The organism is Ralstonia sp. 1138, from assembly GCF_040544795.1.
Classification (GTDB): Bacteria; Pseudomonadota; Gammaproteobacteria; order Burkholderiales; family Burkholderiaceae; genus Ralstonia; species Ralstonia flatus.
Map to the genome: position 1 here is coordinate 575,168 of NZ_JBEPKQ010000001.1, position 16,947 is coordinate 592,114.

18 protein-coding genes are annotated in these 16,947 nt (G+C 65.8%); 9 read left to right on the forward strand and 9 right to left on the reverse strand.

The window, feature by feature from the left end:
* The first annotated feature begins 1 nt into the window (after window position 1).
* The 4 genes from ABIC76_RS02490 (at window position 2) to ABIC76_RS02505 (ending at window position 3,182) form a co-directional block, all read left to right on the forward strand.
* Window positions 2-961 carry a HEAT repeat domain-containing protein gene (locus tag ABIC76_RS02490; protein WP_354532862.1) on the forward strand — a complete coding sequence of 320 codons (960 nt, stop codon included), beginning with the start codon at window positions 2-4 and terminating at the stop codon, window positions 959-961.
* Window positions 948-1,238 (forward strand): gamma-butyrobetaine hydroxylase-like domain-containing protein, encoded by a 291-nt coding sequence (locus tag ABIC76_RS02495; protein ID WP_206273629.1) that lies wholly within the window; start codon window positions 948-950, stop codon window positions 1,236-1,238. Before ABIC76_RS02490 ends, ABIC76_RS02495 begins: the two co-directional genes overlap by 14 nt.
* 96 nt (window positions 1,239-1,334) lie before the next feature.
* The gene (locus tag ABIC76_RS02500; RefSeq protein ID WP_102066021.1) at window positions 1,335-2,327 is read left to right on the forward strand and encodes an aliphatic sulfonate ABC transporter substrate-binding protein; all 993 of its coding nucleotides are present in this window, start codon (window positions 1,335-1,337) and stop codon (window positions 2,325-2,327) included.
* A gap of 72 nt (window positions 2,328-2,399) precedes the next feature.
* On the forward strand, window positions 2,400-3,182 hold the full coding sequence (locus ABIC76_RS02505; RefSeq protein WP_354532863.1) for a substrate-binding domain-containing protein: 783 nt from the start codon (window positions 2,400-2,402) through the stop codon (window positions 3,180-3,182).
* Between the two features lie 23 nt (window positions 3,183-3,205).
* On the opposite strand, the gene ABIC76_RS02510 is transcribed toward ABIC76_RS02505, so the two are convergent.
* Complete coding sequence (locus tag ABIC76_RS02510) at window positions 3,206-3,769, reverse strand: YbhB/YbcL family Raf kinase inhibitor-like protein (protein WP_354532864.1); 564 nt, start codon at window positions 3,767-3,769, stop codon at window positions 3,206-3,208.
* 177 nt (window positions 3,770-3,946) lie between these two features.
* Here ABIC76_RS02510 and ABIC76_RS02515 point away from each other — a divergent pair, with 177 nt between their 5' ends.
* Complete coding sequence (locus ABIC76_RS02515) at window positions 3,947-4,507, forward strand: YggT family protein (protein WP_092972144.1); 561 nt, start codon at window positions 3,947-3,949, stop codon at window positions 4,505-4,507.
* Between the two features lie 72 nt (window positions 4,508-4,579).
* Window positions 4,580-4,762: a glycine zipper 2TM domain-containing protein gene (locus tag ABIC76_RS02520; RefSeq protein ID WP_027679263.1), complete on the forward strand. Its 183-nt coding sequence runs from the start codon at window positions 4,580-4,582 to the stop codon at window positions 4,760-4,762.
* Between the two features lie 41 nt (window positions 4,763-4,803).
* On the opposite strand, the gene ABIC76_RS02525 is transcribed toward ABIC76_RS02520, so the two are convergent.
* Window positions 4,804-5,799, reverse strand: coding sequence for a GlxA family transcriptional regulator (locus ABIC76_RS02525; protein ID WP_354532865.1), 996 nt, complete (start codon window positions 5,797-5,799; stop codon window positions 4,804-4,806).
* A gap of 134 nt (window positions 5,800-5,933) precedes the next feature.
* Between ABIC76_RS02525 and ABIC76_RS02530 the strand changes: the two genes are divergently transcribed.
* A complete protein-coding gene (locus tag ABIC76_RS02530; protein WP_354532866.1) occupies window positions 5,934-6,593 on the forward strand; it encodes a cysteine hydrolase family protein in 660 nt (219 codons plus the stop codon).
* Between the two features lie 4 nt (window positions 6,594-6,597).
* On the opposite strand, the gene ABIC76_RS02535 is transcribed toward ABIC76_RS02530, so the two are convergent.
* A complete protein-coding gene (locus ABIC76_RS02535) occupies window positions 6,598-7,128 on the reverse strand; it encodes a hypothetical protein (RefSeq protein WP_354532867.1) in 531 nt (176 codons plus the stop codon).
* A gap of 301 nt (window positions 7,129-7,429) precedes the next feature.
* On the opposite strand from ABIC76_RS02535, the gene ABIC76_RS02540 reads away from it, so the two are divergent.
* Complete coding sequence (locus tag ABIC76_RS02540; RefSeq protein ID WP_354532868.1) at window positions 7,430-9,214, forward strand: IlvD/Edd family dehydratase; 1,785 nt, start codon at window positions 7,430-7,432, stop codon at window positions 9,212-9,214.
* Window positions 9,215-9,235: 21 nt separating this feature from the next.
* On the opposite strand, the gene ABIC76_RS02545 is transcribed toward ABIC76_RS02540, so the two are convergent.
* Entirely contained in the window at window positions 9,236-10,252 is a 1,017-nt protein-coding gene (locus tag ABIC76_RS02545; RefSeq protein ID WP_354532869.1) for a LacI family DNA-binding transcriptional regulator, read from the reverse strand.
* A gap of 110 nt (window positions 10,253-10,362) precedes the next feature.
* Window positions 10,363-11,118 (reverse strand): IclR family transcriptional regulator, encoded by a 756-nt coding sequence (locus tag ABIC76_RS02550; protein WP_354532870.1) that lies wholly within the window; start codon window positions 11,116-11,118, stop codon window positions 10,363-10,365.
* Between the two features lie 139 nt (window positions 11,119-11,257).
* On the opposite strand from ABIC76_RS02550, the gene ABIC76_RS02555 reads away from it, so the two are divergent.
* Window positions 11,258-12,442: a fumarylacetoacetate hydrolase family protein gene (locus tag ABIC76_RS02555; protein ID WP_354532871.1), complete on the forward strand. Its 1,185-nt coding sequence runs from the start codon at window positions 11,258-11,260 to the stop codon at window positions 12,440-12,442.
* Here the strand turns inward: ABIC76_RS02555 and ABIC76_RS02560 are convergent.
* Genes ABIC76_RS02560 through xylG form a run of 4 tightly spaced genes read right to left on the reverse strand, consistent with a single transcriptional unit; the run spans window position 12,433 to window position 16,919 of the window.
* The gene (locus tag ABIC76_RS02560; RefSeq protein ID WP_102066011.1) at window positions 12,433-13,338 is read right to left on the reverse strand and encodes an SMP-30/gluconolactonase/LRE family protein; all 906 of its coding nucleotides are present in this window, start codon (window positions 13,336-13,338) and stop codon (window positions 12,433-12,435) included. The two genes, ABIC76_RS02555 and ABIC76_RS02560, sit on opposite strands and share 10 nt — an antisense overlap.
* Window positions 13,335-14,102 carry a D-xylose 1-dehydrogenase gene (xylB, locus tag ABIC76_RS02565; protein WP_354532872.1) on the reverse strand — a complete coding sequence of 256 codons (768 nt, stop codon included), beginning with the start codon at window positions 14,100-14,102 and terminating at the stop codon, window positions 13,335-13,337. Before xylB ends, ABIC76_RS02560 begins: the two co-directional genes overlap by 4 nt.
* A 46-nt stretch (window positions 14,103-14,148) precedes the next feature.
* Window positions 14,149-15,351: a sugar ABC transporter permease gene (locus ABIC76_RS02570; RefSeq protein ID WP_354532873.1), complete on the reverse strand. Its 1,203-nt coding sequence runs from the start codon at window positions 15,349-15,351 to the stop codon at window positions 14,149-14,151.
* Window positions 15,348-16,919, reverse strand: a complete 1,572-nt coding sequence (gene xylG / locus ABIC76_RS02575) for a D-xylose ABC transporter ATP-binding protein (protein WP_354532874.1) — start codon at window positions 16,917-16,919, stop codon at window positions 15,348-15,350. The genes ABIC76_RS02570 and xylG overlap by 4 nt, the downstream gene beginning before the upstream one ends.
* Window positions 16,920-16,947: the final 28 nt, after the last annotated feature.

Consider the following 16,947-nt stretch of genomic DNA (forward strand, 5'->3'; position numbering starts at 1 on the left):
GATGACGACAACCCTCCTGGCGCGCCTGCACGACGCAGACGCCGCCACCCGCCGCGTCGCCCTCCTCCAGCTTGCCGATGCGGAAGACGCCGACGCGCTGCCCGATGTGATTGCGCTGCTTGCGCAGGACCCGGCGCCGGAAATCCGGCTGGAAGCCGCGCGCATCCTGGCAACCTGGGAACAGCCGGATACCGTGGCCGCACTCGCCCGCGCGCTGGAAGATGTGGATGGCGCCGTGCGTGACGCAGCGGCAATCGGCCTGGCGGATTTGAAATCGCCCGACTCGGCGCCCGCGCTGTTGCCTTATGTGGACCATGCCAGCGCCTTTGTGCGCGCCGCCGCGTTGCGCGGGCTGCGTGAGCTGCGCGTGCCCGAGAGCGAAGCGCCCGCGCTGCACGCGCTGCAGGACGCTGACGCCACCGTGCGCCGCGAGGCCGTCGCGGTGCTCGGCTGGCGCAAGCATGTGGGCGCATTGCCTGCGCTGGCGGAACGCGCACGTCATGACGCAGATGTCGACGTGCGCCGTGCCGCAGTCGGCGCCCTCGGCCTCGCCACCGATGCCGCCGTGCTGCCCGCGCTGCTCGCTGCGCTGCATGACACCGCCTGGCGCGTGCGCGAGGAGAGCGCCAGCACGCTCGGCAAGCTGCGGGCGCTTGCTCCCGATGCGCATGTCACGCAGGCGTTGGTCGAGGCGCTGGCCGATGCGTATTGGCAAGTTCGCCTGCAGGCCGCCCGGGCGCTCGGCCGGTGGCGCGCTGCGCATGCCGTCGATGCGCTCGCCGCGCTGCTCACGCACCCGATCAGCAATCTGCGCAAGGAAGCCGCGCTTGCCTTGGGCGAAATCGGCGACGCCTCTGCCCTGCCCGCCCTGCGCAGCGCAGAAACCGACGGTGACCCGGAAGTCGTCAAGGCGGTGCGGATCGCCTTGGCACAAATCGAGCGCGCCCGTGCAACCCCCTGAGCGCATCGACAACGACGTCGCGCAAGGCCGGCTGCGGCTGCACTGGGCAGACGCCGTGGTCGCACTCGACCACGCGGCATTGCGCGCGGCGTGCCGCTGCGCGGAGTGCCAGTTCAAGCGCCATCACGGCACGCCGATCAACGTGCCGGCCGCCGTGCGCGTCACCACCATCGCGCCCGCGGGTTACGGCGTGCAACTGGTGTTCAGTGATGGACATGCGCGTGGCATCTATCCGTGGGCCTACCTGGCTGAACTGGCTGCCATAGCAACAGGCTGACGCAACCGCGTCTATGCACATGCAATCTTGTTCGTTCCTTCGCGCGTGCGCGGTCCGTAGCATCGACCGCACAACACCTGACTCGCTGGAGGAATCATGCAAACCCAATCGCCCCATACCGCCGCATCGTCTGGCCGACGACGGTGGCTTGCCACGCTACTGGGCGCCGGCCTCGCCCTGAGCGCAGGCCTCACCCAAGCCGCAGACCCGGCCGGCACGGTGCGCGTCGGCTTTCAGAAAGCCGGATTGCTGGCCGTGCTGAAAGCGCAAGGCGCGCTCGACAAACCGCTGGCCGAGCTTGGCTACAAGGTCGAATGGAAGGAATTCCCTGCCGGGCCGCAACTGCTGGAGGCACTCAACACGGGCAGCATTGACTTCGGCTACACCGGCGCGCCGCCCGCCGTGTTTGCGCAGGCCGCAGGCGCGCGCCTTGTCTACGTGGGGGCCGAGCCCGGCGGCAAGACGAACGAGGCGCTCTTCGTGCTGGACAGTTCGCCCGCGCACAGCGTGGCGGACCTGAAAGGCAAGCGCATCGCGCTGCAAAAGGGCTCCAGCTCCAACTACCTGCTGGTGCAACTGCTTCGGCGCGCCAACCTCACGGTGCAAGACATCCAGCCGATCTACCTGCCGCCGGCCGAGGCGCGGGCCGCCTTCGAGAGCGGCGCGGTCGATGCGTGGGTCGTGTGGGATCCGTATTACGCGCTGGCACAGAAGGCGTTGAAGACGCGCACGCTGGGTGATTTCAGCGAGTTGCCGGTATTCAACTTCTACGAAGCCACCCCGGAATTCGTGAAGACGCATCCGCGCGCGGTCAACGCCATCCTGGCCCAGTTGCGCACGGCGGGGCTATGGGTGAACCAGCATCCGCAGGAGACTGCCGCCCTGCTGGCGCCCAAGCTCGGCATCGAACAGCCCGTTGTCGAGACCTGGCTGCGCCGCGTGCCCTACGGCGTCACGCCGGTCACGCCGCAGATCGTGGCTTCGCAGCAGCAGATTGCAGACCTGTTCCTGCAACAGAAGCTGATTCCGAAACCGGTGAACGTGCAAAGCGCTGTCTGGCAGGCGAGCTTCCCCGTCGCGGGGTTGTGACCGCATCTGCCGTGGGTTGTCGTTGTCATGCAGTGCTAAGGTGCGGCACCGACACGTAATCGGAGCCGCATCGTGATTTCGAGAATCCCGTTTCTGGCAGCGCTCTTGGCGCTGTGCGCCGCCGGCACCGTCTGCACCGTCGGCAAGGCAAGCGCTGCAGACATCAGCGTCCTCACGGCCGGCGCATTCCGGCCCGTGCTGGACGCGCTGGCACTGTCGATCGAACGCACTGCCGGTGTCCACCTGATCATCGCCAACGGCACGGCGGGCGAACTGGCCAAGCGCATTCAGAACGGCGAAGCCTTTGACGTGGCGATCCTGCCCGAGCCCGTGGCAAAGGCCCTCAGCGCGTCGGGCCATCTGGCCCCCACGCTCAGCAGCGTGGCCCGCGTCGGCATTGGTGTGGCGGTGCCCGAGGGCGCCTCCAGGCCCGATATCTCGACGGTCGAGCAGTTCAGACAGACCTTGCTGGCGGCGCCGTCGGTGGCGTATCTGGACCCGGCAGCCGGCGGATCGTCTGGTATGTATCTATCGAAGCTCTTCGAGACGCTCGGCATTGCGCAGGCGATTGCGCCAAAGGCTGTGCTTGTTCACGGCGGGTTGGTGGCCACGCGCCTCGTCGATGGCAGCGCCGCGCTGGCCGTGCATCAGATCAGCGAACTGCTTGCGGTGCCGCGCATTCAGTACGTCGGGCCCTTGCCCGCAGCCGTCCAGAACTACACCGTGTATGCAGCAGGCGTGAGTCCCCATGCGAAGAACCCTGCGGACGCACAGACGCTGATACAGGCGCTGCATGGCAAGGACGCGGCGGCCCTCCTCGAGCGCAAGGGCATGGAACCGGCCGCGCCACGGTAAGCGCGGCGGCCAGCGTCTTCTCTTCAGAAGTTGCCGAAGCGGCCGATCCAGGCGGCGGCGCCTTTGCTATGCCCCTTGATGGCTGCGTCGAGTTCAGCCCGCGTAAGCCCATTGGGCAGCGCGTCCGGCGCCAGATCCGTGGCGATCAGCACAAAGACATAGTGGTGCATGCCCGTGCCCTTGGGCGGACACGGGCCGAGATACGCCGGCTTGCCGATGGCGTTCTGGCCCATGCGCAGCCCACCGTCGGTGCCGGCGCCTTCCGGCAGGCTCGTCTGCGTGGCCGGGATGCCGTAAGCCATCCAGTGGTTCACGCCCAGGCCGCCCGCGCCCTGCGGGTCGGTGGCAATCAGCACGAGGCTGTTGGTGCCGGCCGGGACGTTGGACCAGTGCAGCGGCGGCGAGACGTTGTCGCCCGTGCAATTGGCGTTGGCGGGGTTCTTGCCGGCGTACTTGCGGTCCATGACGCCGTTGTCGGCAAAGGCGGGCGATTCGACGGTGAACGTGGTATCGGCCTGCGCATGCACCTGCGGCACGGCAGACAGGCACGCCAGCGACAACAACGCGCGAAACAAGGTGGGTTTCAAGGCGGGTCTCCTCACAGGGAAAACAGCGAACGGCCACCACAATACGCGAATGCGCCGCGCCTGCGCAGAGGCACCGCCGCACAGATCCCCGTCAGATTGCCGTGCGACAATACCGCGCCCCAGCACGCGCGTTTGCCGCGCGCTTTTGCCCGACCTGACCATAGGAGAACCGGACGCATGTTCGGCGATATCACGCGTTTTCTGCTCGACACGATCTTCTCGCTCTTTGGCGCGGCGCTGCTGCTGCGCGCCTGGACGCAAGCGGTGCGGCTGTCACCGCGCAATCCGCTGTCGCAGGCCATCTTCCAGCTGACCGGCTGGCTGGTGCACCCGCTGCGCCGGGTGATTCCGGCCACGGGGTATATCGACTGGTCGTCTCTGGTGGCGGCTTATGCCACGGCGCTCGTCTATCTGTTCCTGCTGCTCGCCTCGGTGGGCTTGAGCCCGGTGGCGCTTGTGCCGATGGGCTTTGTGGCCGCGCTGTTCACCGTGCTGAAGTGGGCGTTCAACGTGCTGGTATGGGTGACCATTGCGTCGGCCGTGCTGTCGTGGATGGGCCCGGCATCGCCCATGGGCGCCGTGCTCAACACCCTGGTTGATCCGCTCTTGCGCCCGATCCGTCGCGTGGTGCCGCCGCTGGGCGGGCGGCTCGATCTCTCTCCGTTGATCCTGCTGGTGATCGCGCAGGTGATCGTGATCGCGCTGTCGCATCTCTCGCTGTCACCGCTGTTCATGTGAGCGCGGCACGCGCTTTGCTCGACTGAGGGATATGCCGGCCGCTGCATTTGGCCGGCGACTCAGGAGGACATCATGAATGCATGGAAGACAGCGCTGATATGCGCACTTGCCGCGTTGGCGCCCACGCTCACGGCGTGTACGGCCGGTGGCGCGGTGGCAGGCGGTGTGGCCGGCCACGAAATGACGCACAGCACGGCCGGGACGATCGGGGGTGCCGCAGCCGGCGCCGTCATCGGCCACGAGCTGAGCAAGTAAGCAACCCACCACAGCGGCTGACCAGCCGCTTTTTTTTCTTTTCAGGCTTGCGCAAACAAGGCGCGGTAAGCGCTGGGCGACGTGTGATACGTCCGGCTGAAATGCTGCCGCAGCGACACCGCGCTGCCGAACCCCGCCAGTTGCGCAATCGCTTCGACCGGCTGGCGCGTGGTCTCCAGCATCCGCTGCGCATAGGCCAGACGCTGCCCCAGCAACCATTGGCCGACGGTGGTGCCAGTCAGCTCGCGGAAGCGCCGCGTGAAATTGCGCCGGCTCATGGCCGCACGCTCGGCGAGCGAGTCCAGCGAGTGTGGCTCCGCGAGGTTGGCCACCGTCCAGTTCAGCAGATCCGACAGGCGATCGCCGCCGGGGGCATCGTGCAGCGGTTGCTCGATGTATTGGGCCTGGCCGCCCTGCCGGTGCGGCGCAACCACCAGCCGCCGTGCAATGCGGTTGGCCACCTCCGCACCATGCCAACGGCGCACGAGGTGCAGGCAGCAATCCAGCCCGGCGGCCGTGCCCGCGGAGGTCACAAGACGGCCGTCGGCAGCGTCCAGATAGAGCACATCGGGCACCAGCTTCACACGCGGGTAGCGCTGCGAGAACGCATCGGCTGCGCTCCAATGCGTCGTCGCCTCATGGCCGTCGAGCACGCCTGCTTCGGACAGTACAAACGCGCCCAGGCACAGGCCAACCACGGTGGCACCGCGCGCATAGGCATCGCCCACCGCATTCACCATCGCCGCGGGCGGGCGCTCGTCCGTGTCACGCCATGAGGGCACGATCAGCACGTCGGCGCGGGCGGCATCTTCGAGGCTGAACTCCGTCTGCACGGCAAACCCGGCCGTGGTGCGCAGGCCACCCTTCCTCGCGGGCTCGCCGGCGCAGATCCGAAGGTGGTAGGACGGCAGTCCTGCCCAGACGCGGTCTTCAAACACAAGACATGGCACGGACAGGTGAAACGGGCTGATGTCGTTGAAGGCCAGAACGGCGATTTCCTGGGGATGCTGAGATTGCTGAGATGGCTGGGCTTGCATACAGGCTCCGCGCTTTGGCCCGATTCTTTCGATAAACGTCTTCCGGGCCACTGTCAGGAAGGATAAACATTCGCGAAGATGCTGTCCACGGGCTCACGCAAATGCCCGATTCAACCGACCTTGAGGAGTCAGCCATGACTACGAACAACACCCCGAAGCGCGCCCTGATCGTCATCGATGTGCAGAACGAATATTTCACCGGCGGCCTGCCGATCGAGTATCCGGACCCGCAGCAGACCGTCGCCAACATCGGTGTCGCCATGGATGCGGCGCGCGAGGCCGGCATTCCGGTGATCGTCGTGCAGCAGACCTCGCCGGCCAGCTCGCCGCTGTTTGCCATCGATACCGACGGCTGGCAGTTGCACCCCGTGGTGGCGTCGCGCCCGCATGACCACTACCTGCGCAAGCTGCTGCCCAGCGCCTATCCGGAGACGGACCTGGCGCAATGGCTGGAAGCGCGCGGCATCGATACGCTCACCGTGGTCGGCTACATGACGCACAACTGCGATGCATCCACGATCAATCACGCCCTGCACAACGGCACGGCAGTGGAATTCCTGCATGACGCGTCGGGCGCGGTGCCGTATCAGAACCAGGCCGGCTTTGCGAGCGCGGAAGAGATCCACCGCGTGTTCAGCGTGGTGCTCCAATCGCGCTTCGCAGCGGTCATGTCGACGCAGGAATGGGTGCACAGCGTGAAGACCGGTGCGGTGCCGGTGCGCGACAACATTTACAAGTCGAATCAGCGGGCGCGGGGGCTCCTAAAGGACGAGGTGGCGCAGCAGGCTGCGTGACCGTTCAGCCGGCCGCGGGCTCCTCGGCCGGCAAAAACCCACGGAACGACACTTCCACCTGCTCCACCATCGACGCCGATGTGGCTTCGCGCAGGGCCGCCAGCAGCGCATCGAACGCGCTTTCCACGGAAGCGCGGTCGGTGGCCTCCACCAGGCGCTGGCGGATCGGATGCTCGGCCGAGCTGAATGTGCGCGCCGCAATGTCCATGAGATACATGCGCGCCGCCGCCAGCGAACGCTTGCGCGCCGGTGCAGCCGGCTTGGGCGTCTCGGGCTGCGGCGCGTCTACTTGAACGAAGACGGGCTCACCCGTTGCATCGGTTGCGCTTTGAATGAAGCCTGCCTGCACCAGCTCGAACACGGCCTGCGCTTCCAGGCCGAGCTGGCCGGCACGTACGGCAAGATCCTCGCCCGTGACTTGGCCATCGACCATGATGAGCAGCGCGCGGCTTGAGCGGCTGAGCACGCCGCCACGCGTGGCGATTTCACGTCGACCCGCGTCCGTCTTTTCGAATCGTGCAGATAACGTCTGCATGGCAGCCCCCATCCTTCCTCCGAAGATCGGCCCAACATAGGGCGCGTTGTTTGCAGAATCGTGAAACCGCACGCCCTCCCCCACCAGCCGGGGGAGCGGCAAACGCTTGCGCTCAGGCAGGTGTCAGCAAATCCAAACACCCTCTCCGAAAGCAGGGCTGATAACACGCGCTATTGCCTGCGCCTTCTTCCGGTTCTACCATGCGTTGTTACCGGTACCAAAAGTGCATCCCAGGCTTCCGGAAAGCGCCTCGCCGATTCCCCGCAGAGGGAACCCTGTTCCACATAACAACCGAGACACCATGCCCGCCCAACCTCCACGCAGACTGCGCAGCCAGCTCTGGTTCGACGACCCGAGCCACGCAGACATGACCGCCCTCTACGTCGAACGCTTCATGAACTACGGCCTGACGCGCGAAGAGTTGCAGTCAGGCCGGCCGATCATCGGGATCGCGCAGACGGGCAGCGACCTGGCGCCGTGCAACCGGCACCACATCGAGCTGGCGCAGCGTGTGAAGGCCGGCATACGCGACGCGGGCGGCATTCCGATGGAGTTTCCGGTTCACCCGCTGGCCGAGCAGAGCCGCCGGCCGACCGCGGCGCTCGATCGCAATCTGGCCTATCTCGGCCTGGTCGAGATCCTCCACGGCTTCCCGCTCGACGGCGTTGTGCTGACCACCGGGTGCGACAAGACCACGCCCGCCTGCCTGATGGCCGCCGCCACGGTGGACCTGCCGGCCATCGTCCTGTCTGGCGGGCCGATGCTGGACGGCTGGCACGAAGGCAAGCGAGTCGGCTCCGGCACCGTCATCTGGCATGCGCGCAACCGGCTGGCTGCCGGCGACATCGACTACGAAGGCTTCATGGAGCTGACCACCGCGTCATCGCCGTCGATCGGCCACTGCAACACGATGGGCACCGCGCTGTCGATGAACAGCCTGGCCGAAGCGCTGGGCATGTCGCTGCCCGGGTGCGCCAGCATTCCGGCGGCGTATCGCGAGCGCGGGCAGATGGCCTATGCCACCGGCAAGCGCATCGTCGACCTCGTGCGTGAAGACATCCGCCCTTCGACGATCATGACGCGCGCGGCATTCGAGAACGCCATCATGGTGGCTTCGGCGCTTGGCGCGTCGACCAACTGCCCGCCTCACCTCATCGCGATCGCGCGCCACATGGGCATCGAACTGAGCCTCGAAGACTGGCAGCGCCACGGAGAGTCGGTGCCGCTGCTGGTGAACTGCATGCCGGCCGGCGAATACCTGGGCGAGAGCTTCCACCGCTCGGGCGGTGTGCCCGCCGTGCTGCGCCAGCTCGACGCGGGCGGTTTGCTGCGGCGCGATTGCCGCACCGTGTCTGGCCGCACGATCGGCGCGATTGCCGATGCCGCGCCCGACGCCGACCGCGATGTCATCTTCCCTGTGGACGCACCGCTCAAGCATCGCGCGGGCTTCATCGTGCTGTCGGGCAACTTCTTTGACAGCGCGATCATGAAGATGTCGGTGGTCGGCGAAGCATTCCGGCAGACCTACCTGAGCGAGCCCGGCGCGGAAAACGTCTTCGAGACGCGCGCAATCGTCTTCGATGGCCCAGAGGACTATCACGCCCGCATCAACGATCCGGCGCTGGCGATCGACGAGCGCTGCATCCTCGTCATCCGCGGCTGCGGAACGGTCGGTTATCCGGGCAGTGCGGAGGTCGTCAACATGGCGCCACCGGCGGCGCTGGTCAAGCAGGGGATCGAATCGCTGCCGTGCATGGGCGATGGCCGGCAGAGCGGCACCTCGGCGAGTCCGTCCATTTTGAACATGTCGCCCGAAGCGGCGGCGGGTGGCGGCCTGGCGCTCCTGCGCACGGGCGATCGGATTCGTGTGGACCTCAACGCGCGCAAGGTCGACGTATTGGTCGACGCGGAAGAGCTTGAGCGCCGGCGTAAAACCGCAACGTTCAGCGTGCCGCAATCGCAAACGCCTTGGCAGGAAATCTATCGTCAGTTCGTCGGGCAGCTTTCGACGGGCGGATGCCTGGAGCCGGCAACCCTGTATCTGAACGTGATCGAGACGCGCGGCAATCCACGGCACTCGCATTGACGCCGCGCATGAGGCCGCCCGCTATGCGCTCTCGCGTTCGACCACGCTGAAGTCGATGCGCGACAGCTTGGGCGCGCCCCTGGCCTCGCCAGCGCCCAGCGCATCGAGCAAGACCTCGCCCGTGCGCAGGCCGATGCCATAGGCATCGACGGAAATCGTCGTAATGGTCGGGTGGCAACACCACGCGACTTCAAAGTTTCCGAAGCCCGCAACGGCAATGTCGCCGGGCACGGACAAGCCGCGCCGGTGGCATTCCATGATGGCGCCGAATGCGGACATGTCGCTCACGCACATCACGGCATCGGTATCGGGCCACGCTTCCAGCAAAGCGGCCATCGCGGGGCCACCGTGGCTCATGGTGATGGGCGATTCGCCCAGGCGGATCACGCGCGGCTCGCCAAGGCCAAGCGCCTTGATTCCGCTTAGGTATCCACGCATGCGGTCGGTGCCGCGCCGGTCCAGTTCGCTGGCGCCGCACAGGAAGGCGATGCGCCGGTAGCCCCGTTCGTGCAGGTGATGCACCATCGCGAGCGACGCCTTGGCGTTCGAGAACCCGACCGCCCTGTCGATCGGGCGCTCAGGCAGGTCCCACATCTCGACGATCGGGATGCCGGCGCGCTCCAGCAACGCACGCGTACCTGCACTGTGGTGGCGTCCGGTCAAGGCAATGCCGCGCGGCTGATGGCGCAGCAGCGACTTCACCAGCGCCTCCTCCTGATCGAGGTGGTAGTCAGTATCACCCAGCAGCAGTTGCAGACCATGCGGCGCAAGCGCATCGGTGAGCCCGCGCACGGTATCGGCAAAGTTGGAACTGGCCAGCGAAGGCACCAGGGCAGCGACGAATTCCGATCGGCCGCTGGACAGCATCCCGGCCGCGGCCGTGGCAACGTAGCCGAGCGCGTCGATGGCCTGTTGCACGCGCGCGCGGGTTTCGGGCGACACGCTGCCGCCTGCCAGCACCCGCGACACGGTCATCTTCGACACGCCGGCAACGCGCGCAACATCGGCCATGCGAGGGGGTGTGGTGCCGGTGGTCATGAGAAACGTCTACGCGCCAAGGAAAAAGAGGAAAGAGAAAAGAGGAGTGGCGATCATAGCGGAAGCGGCCACCAAAGCGGCCACCAAAGCGGCCACCAGGCAGCCCGCCGCTATGCCTGTGCGAGCGCGCGGCCGATGCGGTCCGCCATGCCTGCGACACCGACGACGAGGCGCTTCTCCCGGCGGGCGTCCAATCGGCTGACCGGCACGCTGGAACTCACCGCAACGCGCTTGCCGAGCGGCGTCACACCTACAAACGCCGCAAAGCAGGCCAGCCCCGCCACCACCTCCTCGCGCTCCGTCGCCAGGCCGCGCACGCGAATGCGCTGAAGCTCATCGAGCAGATCGGCGCGGCGCGTGGTGGTGCGCTCCGTCATGGCGGCAAGACGCGCCGGCAGCAGCGCACACACCGCTTCGTCATCGAGGCTCGCCAGCAGCGCCTTGCCCAGCGCGCAGCAATGGGCCGGCAGGCGCAGGCCAACATCCGATACCAGGCGAACCGGCCGCGGCGCATCCTCCCGCGCGATGTAGACGACTTCCGTGCCGTCGAGCACGGCAAGCTGCACGACTTCGTTGTGCGTGGCCACGAAGGCGGCGGATTCGCGCCGGAACGCGGCCAGCAAGCTGTCGTGGCGGAAATAGGCGTTGCCCAATTCAAACAACGTCAAGCCGATCAGGTAGCCGTCGGCCCGCCTTTCAATCCAGCGGCGCTTTTCGAGCGACTCCAGCAGCAGGTACAACGTGCTTCTGGACATGCCCGTGGCCTGCGCCAACACGGCGGGTCGCACGGGGGACGTCGCCGCGCACAGAATTTCCAGCACGTCATGAATGCGTTTGAGTGCCGGCACCTCATAGTCTGTCTTCACTGGAAACCTGCCCTGTCCTTGAGTGGCTAGATTGTCCAACAGGTTGGAAATTGCGTCACGCTGTTGGACACCCTGCGTCGCCGTCTCTACGATCACGCGGGTTCCCTGGCAACAGGGGTGTCCTACTCACGGAGTGCACATGACCGACATCGCCAACTACTTGCCGCACGATCTTGAGCACGCAACGCTCGTCGGTCGGGTGTGGCGCACAACGGCCAACGGCGAGGGGCCATCCGTCGTGGTGGTACGCAACGGTGTCGTCCTCGATATCACGGAAGCGGTGCCGACCGTGTCGGACCTGTTCGAGCATCCCGACGCACTGGCCATCGCCCGGCAGGCACACGGGGAAGACCTGGGCCGCGTCGAAGCGCTTGTCGAGCGGTCCTTGGTCGCAGATCGCGCGAGCAACGCGCCCACCCTGCTCGCCCCGAATGATCTGCAGGCGATCAAGGCCTGCGGCGTGACGTTCGCCGTCAGCCTGATCGAACGTGTGATCGAAGAACAGGCCGGCGGCGACCCGGCCAAGGCGCGCGACGTGCGCGAATCCATTGTCGGCGTGGTGGGCTCCGATCTCTCGAAGATCAAGCCCGGCTCCGATGCGGCCATGCGACTCAAGGAAGAACTGCAGCGCCGTGGCGCGTGGTCGCAATACATGGAAGTCGGCATCGGCCCTGATGCAGAAGTGTTTTCCAAATCGCAGCCGATGTCGGCAGTCGGGTTCGGTGCCGATGTGGGCCTGCATCCGGCCTCACGGTGGAACAACCCGGAGCCGGAGATCGTGCTGGCGGTCAGCAGCGCCGGGCATGTCGTGGGAGCGGCGCTCGGCAACGACGTGAATCTGCGCGACATCGAGGGGCGCTCGGCGTTGCTGCTGGGCAAATGCAAGGACAACAACGGCTCCTGCGCCATCGGCCCGTTTGTGCGCCTCTTCGATGAGCGCTTCACGATCGACACGATTCGCACGACGCAGGTATCGCTGCGCGTTGAGGGTGCCGACGACGGCTTCGTGCTGGACGGCGTGAGCCATATGAGCGAGATCAGCCGTGACCCGCTCGACCTCGTCGCCCAGACGTGTGGGCCGCACCATCAGTATCCGGACGGCTTCATGCTGTTCCTCGGCACGATGTTCTCCCCGATCAAGGACCGTGACGCGCCGGGCGCCGGCTTTACGCACCACCTCGGCGACCGCGTGACGATCAGCGCCCCGCCCCTCGGCGCACTGGTCAACACGGTCCGCCTGTCAACGGAGATCGCGCCGTGGACGTTCGGTGTCCGTGCCCTGTATCGCAACCTCGCGGCACGCGGGCTCGTCCGTCAGGATTGATCGGGCTTCGCTGCGGAAACATCCACGGCACATTCCGTGGATGGGAGCCCCTTGACCGGCACGCGAAACATAAACAAACCGCCCGCAAGCGGCTCCTTCTGCAACGCCTCGTCCGTCAGGCCCTTCCGGGCCGTCGTTGCATAGACCGTCTGCAGGTCATCACCGCCGAACGCGAGCTTGGTGATGTTGGAACACGGAAAGGCGACGCGCCCGACGCATCGGCCGTCGGGTGAGAACCGCTCGATCCGGCCTCCGCCAAACAACGCGATCCACACGCAGCCTTCTTCATCCACGGCCATGCCGTCGGGATAGCCGGTGCCCTCGATGGTGGTGAAGACGCGCTTGCGTTGCAGGCAGCCGTCGTCACCGAGATCGAATGCGTAGACCACGCGCTGCAAGGTATCGGTGTGATACAGCGTGCGGCCGTCCGGGCTCGCGGTCGGGCCATTCGTGATGACGTAGCCCGAATCGCGCACGCTCAGTCGTCCATCGCGGCCTACGCGATAGAGCTGCCCGCTCGCCTCGCGCTCCGCATCGTCCATCGAGCCGAACCACAGCGCCCCGGTGCGATCGATATAGCCGTCGTTCAGGCGGTTTCCCGGCCGATCGGTTTCGACGGGCAGCATGCGGCTGAAGATGCCGCTTGCGAAATCGAACCGGTAGAGACCGCCCTGCACGCCGCAGACCCAGCTGCCGTCAACGCAGGGCAGCGCAAAGCCGATCTGGCCGGGCGCGACCCAGCTGCGGCGCACATCGGTATCCGGGTCATAGCGGTAGAGCCGCCGGCCTTTGATATCGACAAAGACCACGCAGCGCGACGCGGCGTGCCACACCGCGCCTTCCCCCAGCGTGGCACCGACGCGCCAGACGCATTCCGGATGGATGGGCGCCATCATCCGCCGTACCACCCGCCATCGACAAAGTACTCGCGCGCCGTGCAGCGGGCAGCGTCGTCCGATGCAAGAAACAATGCCATGCGCGCCACGTGTTCCGGCTCGACACGCTCATGCAGGCATTGCTCGCCCAGCAGCTTGGCTTCGCTTTCGGGCGATTGCCAGAGCGCCATCTGCCGCGGCGTGCGCACCGCGCCGGGCACGATGCAATTGACGCGAATGCCGAACCCGCCAAGATCGCGCGCCAAGCCGCGCGTCAGGCCTTCAATGCCGGCCTTGGCCGTCATGTAGATGGCGAGGTCCGGCTGGGCAAGGTGCCACGAGATGGACCCAAGATTCAGGATCACGCCGCGTCCCTGTTTTTTCATGCCGGGCAGCACGGCTTGCGCGCAGAAGAACTGATGGCGCAGGTTCACCTCGATGCGGTTGTCCCAATAGGCCGGCGTCACGGTTCCGATCTGATGGCGGTCATCGTTCGCGGCGTTGTTGATCAGGACGTCGATGGGGCCGGCTTCAGCCTCAATGTCCGAGAAGGTTGTGCTGAGCGCGTCGATGTCGCGCAGATCGCAGTATCGGAAGACCGGCGGATGCACGCATTCGCCCAGCGACGTCGCCAGCGCTTCTGCGTCCGCACGCGCGATATCCAGAAACGTCACGCGCGCGCCCTGTTTGGCAAAACCTTCAACAATGGCAGCGCCAATGCCGCTGCCGCCGCCGGTAATCACAACGTTCTTGTTGACGAGGCTCGGATAGATTGCATAAGACATAGGAGATTCCAGTTACAGCAAAAGAGGTAAAGCCGATAGCGCAGCCTCAGCGGCGGCCGGAGCGCGAGATGACATCGACCCAGACGGCCAGCACGAGGATGCCGCCCTTGACGATCATCTGCCAGTAGGCGTCGACGTCGAGCATCGACATGCCGTTGTCGAGGCTGGCCATGACGAGCGCACCGACCAGCGCACCGTAGACCGTGCCCGCGCCGCCGCGCATGGACGTGCCGCCGATGAAGCAGGCCGCAATCGCATCCAGCTCGCCCATGGTCCCGGCGGACGGCGAACCCGCCGCAAGACGCGCCGTGTTCACAATGCCGGCAAACGCACACATCAGGCCCATGAGCCCGAAGATGGCAAGCTTCACGCGATCGGTGTTGATGCCCGACAGGCGCGTGGCTTCAAGGTTTGAACCCACGGAGTAGATACGGCGGCCGAAAACGGTCTGGCTGGCGATCCACGAAAAAATACCCAGCAACGCCAGCACGAGCAGAACCGGCACCGGGATACCGCCATAGCTGTTGAGCGTGGCGACAAAGGCGACGATGACCGCGCCCGCCACAACAAGCTTGGCGACGTCCTGCCAGAGCGGCGCAACATCGAGTTCATAACGGCGATGCTCACGCCGCTGCCGGACCACCACGAAGATCAACAGGCAAAAGATCAACACCGCCATCAGGTCGCCCACATGGCGCGGCAGGTAGCCCTGGCCGATCAGCACGAAGCTGTCCGACACCGGCGCAATCGTCGAGCCATGTGTGAGGCCCAGCAGGATGCCGCGATACGCCAGCATGCCGCCCAGGCCGACGATGAAGGACGGAACGCCCCGGTAGGTCGACCACCATCCGTTGAACAGGCCCATGGCCACGCCGAGCAGCAGCACCACGGGCACCGTCGCCGTGATCGGCCAGCCCAATCCTTGATCCAGAATGGCCGCCACGCCCCCAAGCAAGCCGAGCAGCGAACCGACCGAGAGATCGATCTCGCCCGCGATGATGACGAACACCATCCCGCAAGCCAGCATCCCCGTAATCGACATCTGCCGCAGCAGATTGGAGAGGTTGCGCGGCGAGGTAAACGCGCCGTTGGTCAACATCGAAAAAAACAGCCAGATCGCGGCCACGGCAATCAGCAACGCCAGAATTTTGTAGCGTGCGAAGAGCTGCCTCAGGCGCTGGCTTGCCTTGAACGCGTTGCGCGAATCGCCGACCCCGCCGGCGGCTTGTGGGCTGGTTTGAGAAGTCATGCGTGACCTGCCTGATGGAAAGTGGGTGCGTGCCTGGGTGTGTGTTGGACTGGCTGAATGGCGGCGGTCAGAATGTGTTCCTGCGTCAGTCCGTCGTTCACGAAGTCGCCGCGCAATTCGCCCTCGCCGATTACCAGCACGCGATCCGAAATGCCAAGCACTTCGGGCAGCTCCGACGAGATCACGATGATGGCCATGCCACGCTTGGCGAGATCGCCGATCAGCTTGTAGATCTGGTACTTGGCGCCGACATCCACGCCGCGGGTCGGCTCGTCCAGAATGAGGACGCGCGGTTCGGTGAGCAGCATCCGAGTGAGGACAGCCTTTTGCTGATTGCCGCCCGACAGGCTGGCGATCGGCAGCATCGGATGTGCGGCGCGTACGGCAAGCCGCCGCATCTCCTTGCGAATCGTGTCGAGCTCGGCGGCGCCATCGATACGCCCGAGACGCGAGAAACGCTGAAGGACGGCCAGCGTGATGTTGTGGCCGACGCTCATCAGCGAAACGATGCCGTGACGCTTGCGGTCTTCCGGCACCATCGCGATGCCCGCACGAATGGCGTCAAGCGGCGCACGGACTTTCAGCGGTTTGCCGTCAAGTACAAGCTCCACTTCACTGGCACCTTCATACGCGCCAAACACAGCCTGCATCAGCTCGGTGCGCCCCGCGCCAACCAGCCCCGCCACCCCAAGAATTTCGCCGCGCCGCACCGCAAAGGACACGCCGTCGACGCGCTTGCGCGCCGGGTTGTTGACGTCGTAGCACGTCACATTGCGCGCCTCGAACACCACCTCGCCAATGGGATGCGGTTCACGTGGGAACAGCTGCGTAATTTCGCGCCCGACCATCTGCGCGATGATGCGGTCGGTGGTGAGCACATCCATCGGCGCGGTGGCCACATGGCAGCCGTCACGGATGACGGTGACCGTGTCGCACACCGCTTCCACCTCGTCGAGCTTGTGCGAGATATAGACGCACGCAATGCCGCGCGCTTTCAGGTCGCGCACGATGTCGAGCAGGATGCGCGTTTCCGCCGCCGTGAGCGATGACGACGGCTCATCCAGGATCAGCAGCTTGGCCCGCTTGTTGAGCGCCTTGGCGATTTCAATCAATTGCTGATGGCCGCCGCCGTAGTGCATCACGGGCAGCGCCACGTTGATGCCCTGGATGTTCAGGTCGCGCAGCAGCTTGTCGGCGCCCTGGTACATGGCCGCGTAGTTCATGCGGCCGCCGGGCAGCGTGATCTCGTTGCCCAGGTAGATGTTCTCGGCCACCGACAATTCCGGCACCAGCATCAGTTCCTGATGGATGATGACGATGCCGGCGCGCTCGGTATCGCGAATACCGCTTGCGTGCAGCGGCTGCCCTTCCCACAGGATTTCGCCATCCCAGGTGCCGCTCGGATAGACGCCCGAAAGCACCTTCATGAGCGTCGACTTTCCGGCGCCGTTCTCGCCGCACAGGCCAACACACTCGCCCGGCTTCACGACCAGGTTGATACCGTCCAGCGCCTTCACACCGTCGAACGTCTTGACGATGCCGCGCATCTGCAACAGAGGTTCAGACATGCCCCGTCCTTGAGGTACGAACGCGGCC

Bases quoted from the DNA above. Each gene is read 5' to 3' on its own strand.
- ABIC76_RS02555 (WP_354532871.1), top strand. From the start codon at position 11,258: ATGACCGACATCGCCAACTACTTGCCGCACGATCTTGAGCACGCAACG.
- ABIC76_RS02560 (WP_102066011.1), bottom strand. From the start codon at position 13,338: ATGATGGCGCCCATCCATCCGGAATGCGTCTGGCGCGTCGGTGCCACG.
- ABIC76_RS02525 (WP_354532865.1), bottom strand. From the start codon at position 5,799: ATGCAAGCCCAGCCATCTCAGCAATCTCAGCATCCCCAGGAAATCGCC.
- ABIC76_RS02545 (WP_354532869.1), bottom strand. From the start codon at position 10,252: ATGACCACCGGCACCACACCCCCTCGCATGGCCGATGTTGCGCGCGTT.
- ABIC76_RS02530 (WP_354532866.1), top strand. From the start codon at position 5,934: ATGACTACGAACAACACCCCGAAGCGCGCCCTGATCGTCATCGATGTG.
- ABIC76_RS02500 (WP_102066021.1), top strand. From the start codon at position 1,335: ATGCAAACCCAATCGCCCCATACCGCCGCATCGTCTGGCCGACGACGG.
- xylB (WP_354532872.1), bottom strand. From the start codon at position 14,102: ATGTCTTATGCAATCTATCCGAGCCTCGTCAACAAGAACGTTGTGATT.
- ABIC76_RS02535 (WP_354532867.1), bottom strand. From the start codon at position 7,128: ATGCAGACGTTATCTGCACGATTCGAAAAGACGGACGCGGGTCGACGT.
- ABIC76_RS02490 (WP_354532862.1), top strand. From the start codon at position 2: ATGACGACAACCCTCCTGGCGCGCCTGCACGACGCAGACGCCGCCACC.
- ABIC76_RS02515 (WP_092972144.1), top strand. From the start codon at position 3,947: ATGTTCGGCGATATCACGCGTTTTCTGCTCGACACGATCTTCTCGCTC.
- ABIC76_RS02570 (WP_354532873.1), bottom strand. From the start codon at position 15,351: ATGACTTCTCAAACCAGCCCACAAGCCGCCGGCGGGGTCGGCGATTCG.
- ABIC76_RS02540 (WP_354532868.1), top strand. From the start codon at position 7,430: ATGCCCGCCCAACCTCCACGCAGACTGCGCAGCCAGCTCTGGTTCGAC.
- xylG (WP_354532874.1), bottom strand. From the start codon at position 16,919: ATGTCTGAACCTCTGTTGCAGATGCGCGGCATCGTCAAGACGTTCGAC.
- ABIC76_RS02520 (WP_027679263.1), top strand. From the start codon at position 4,580: ATGAATGCATGGAAGACAGCGCTGATATGCGCACTTGCCGCGTTGGCG.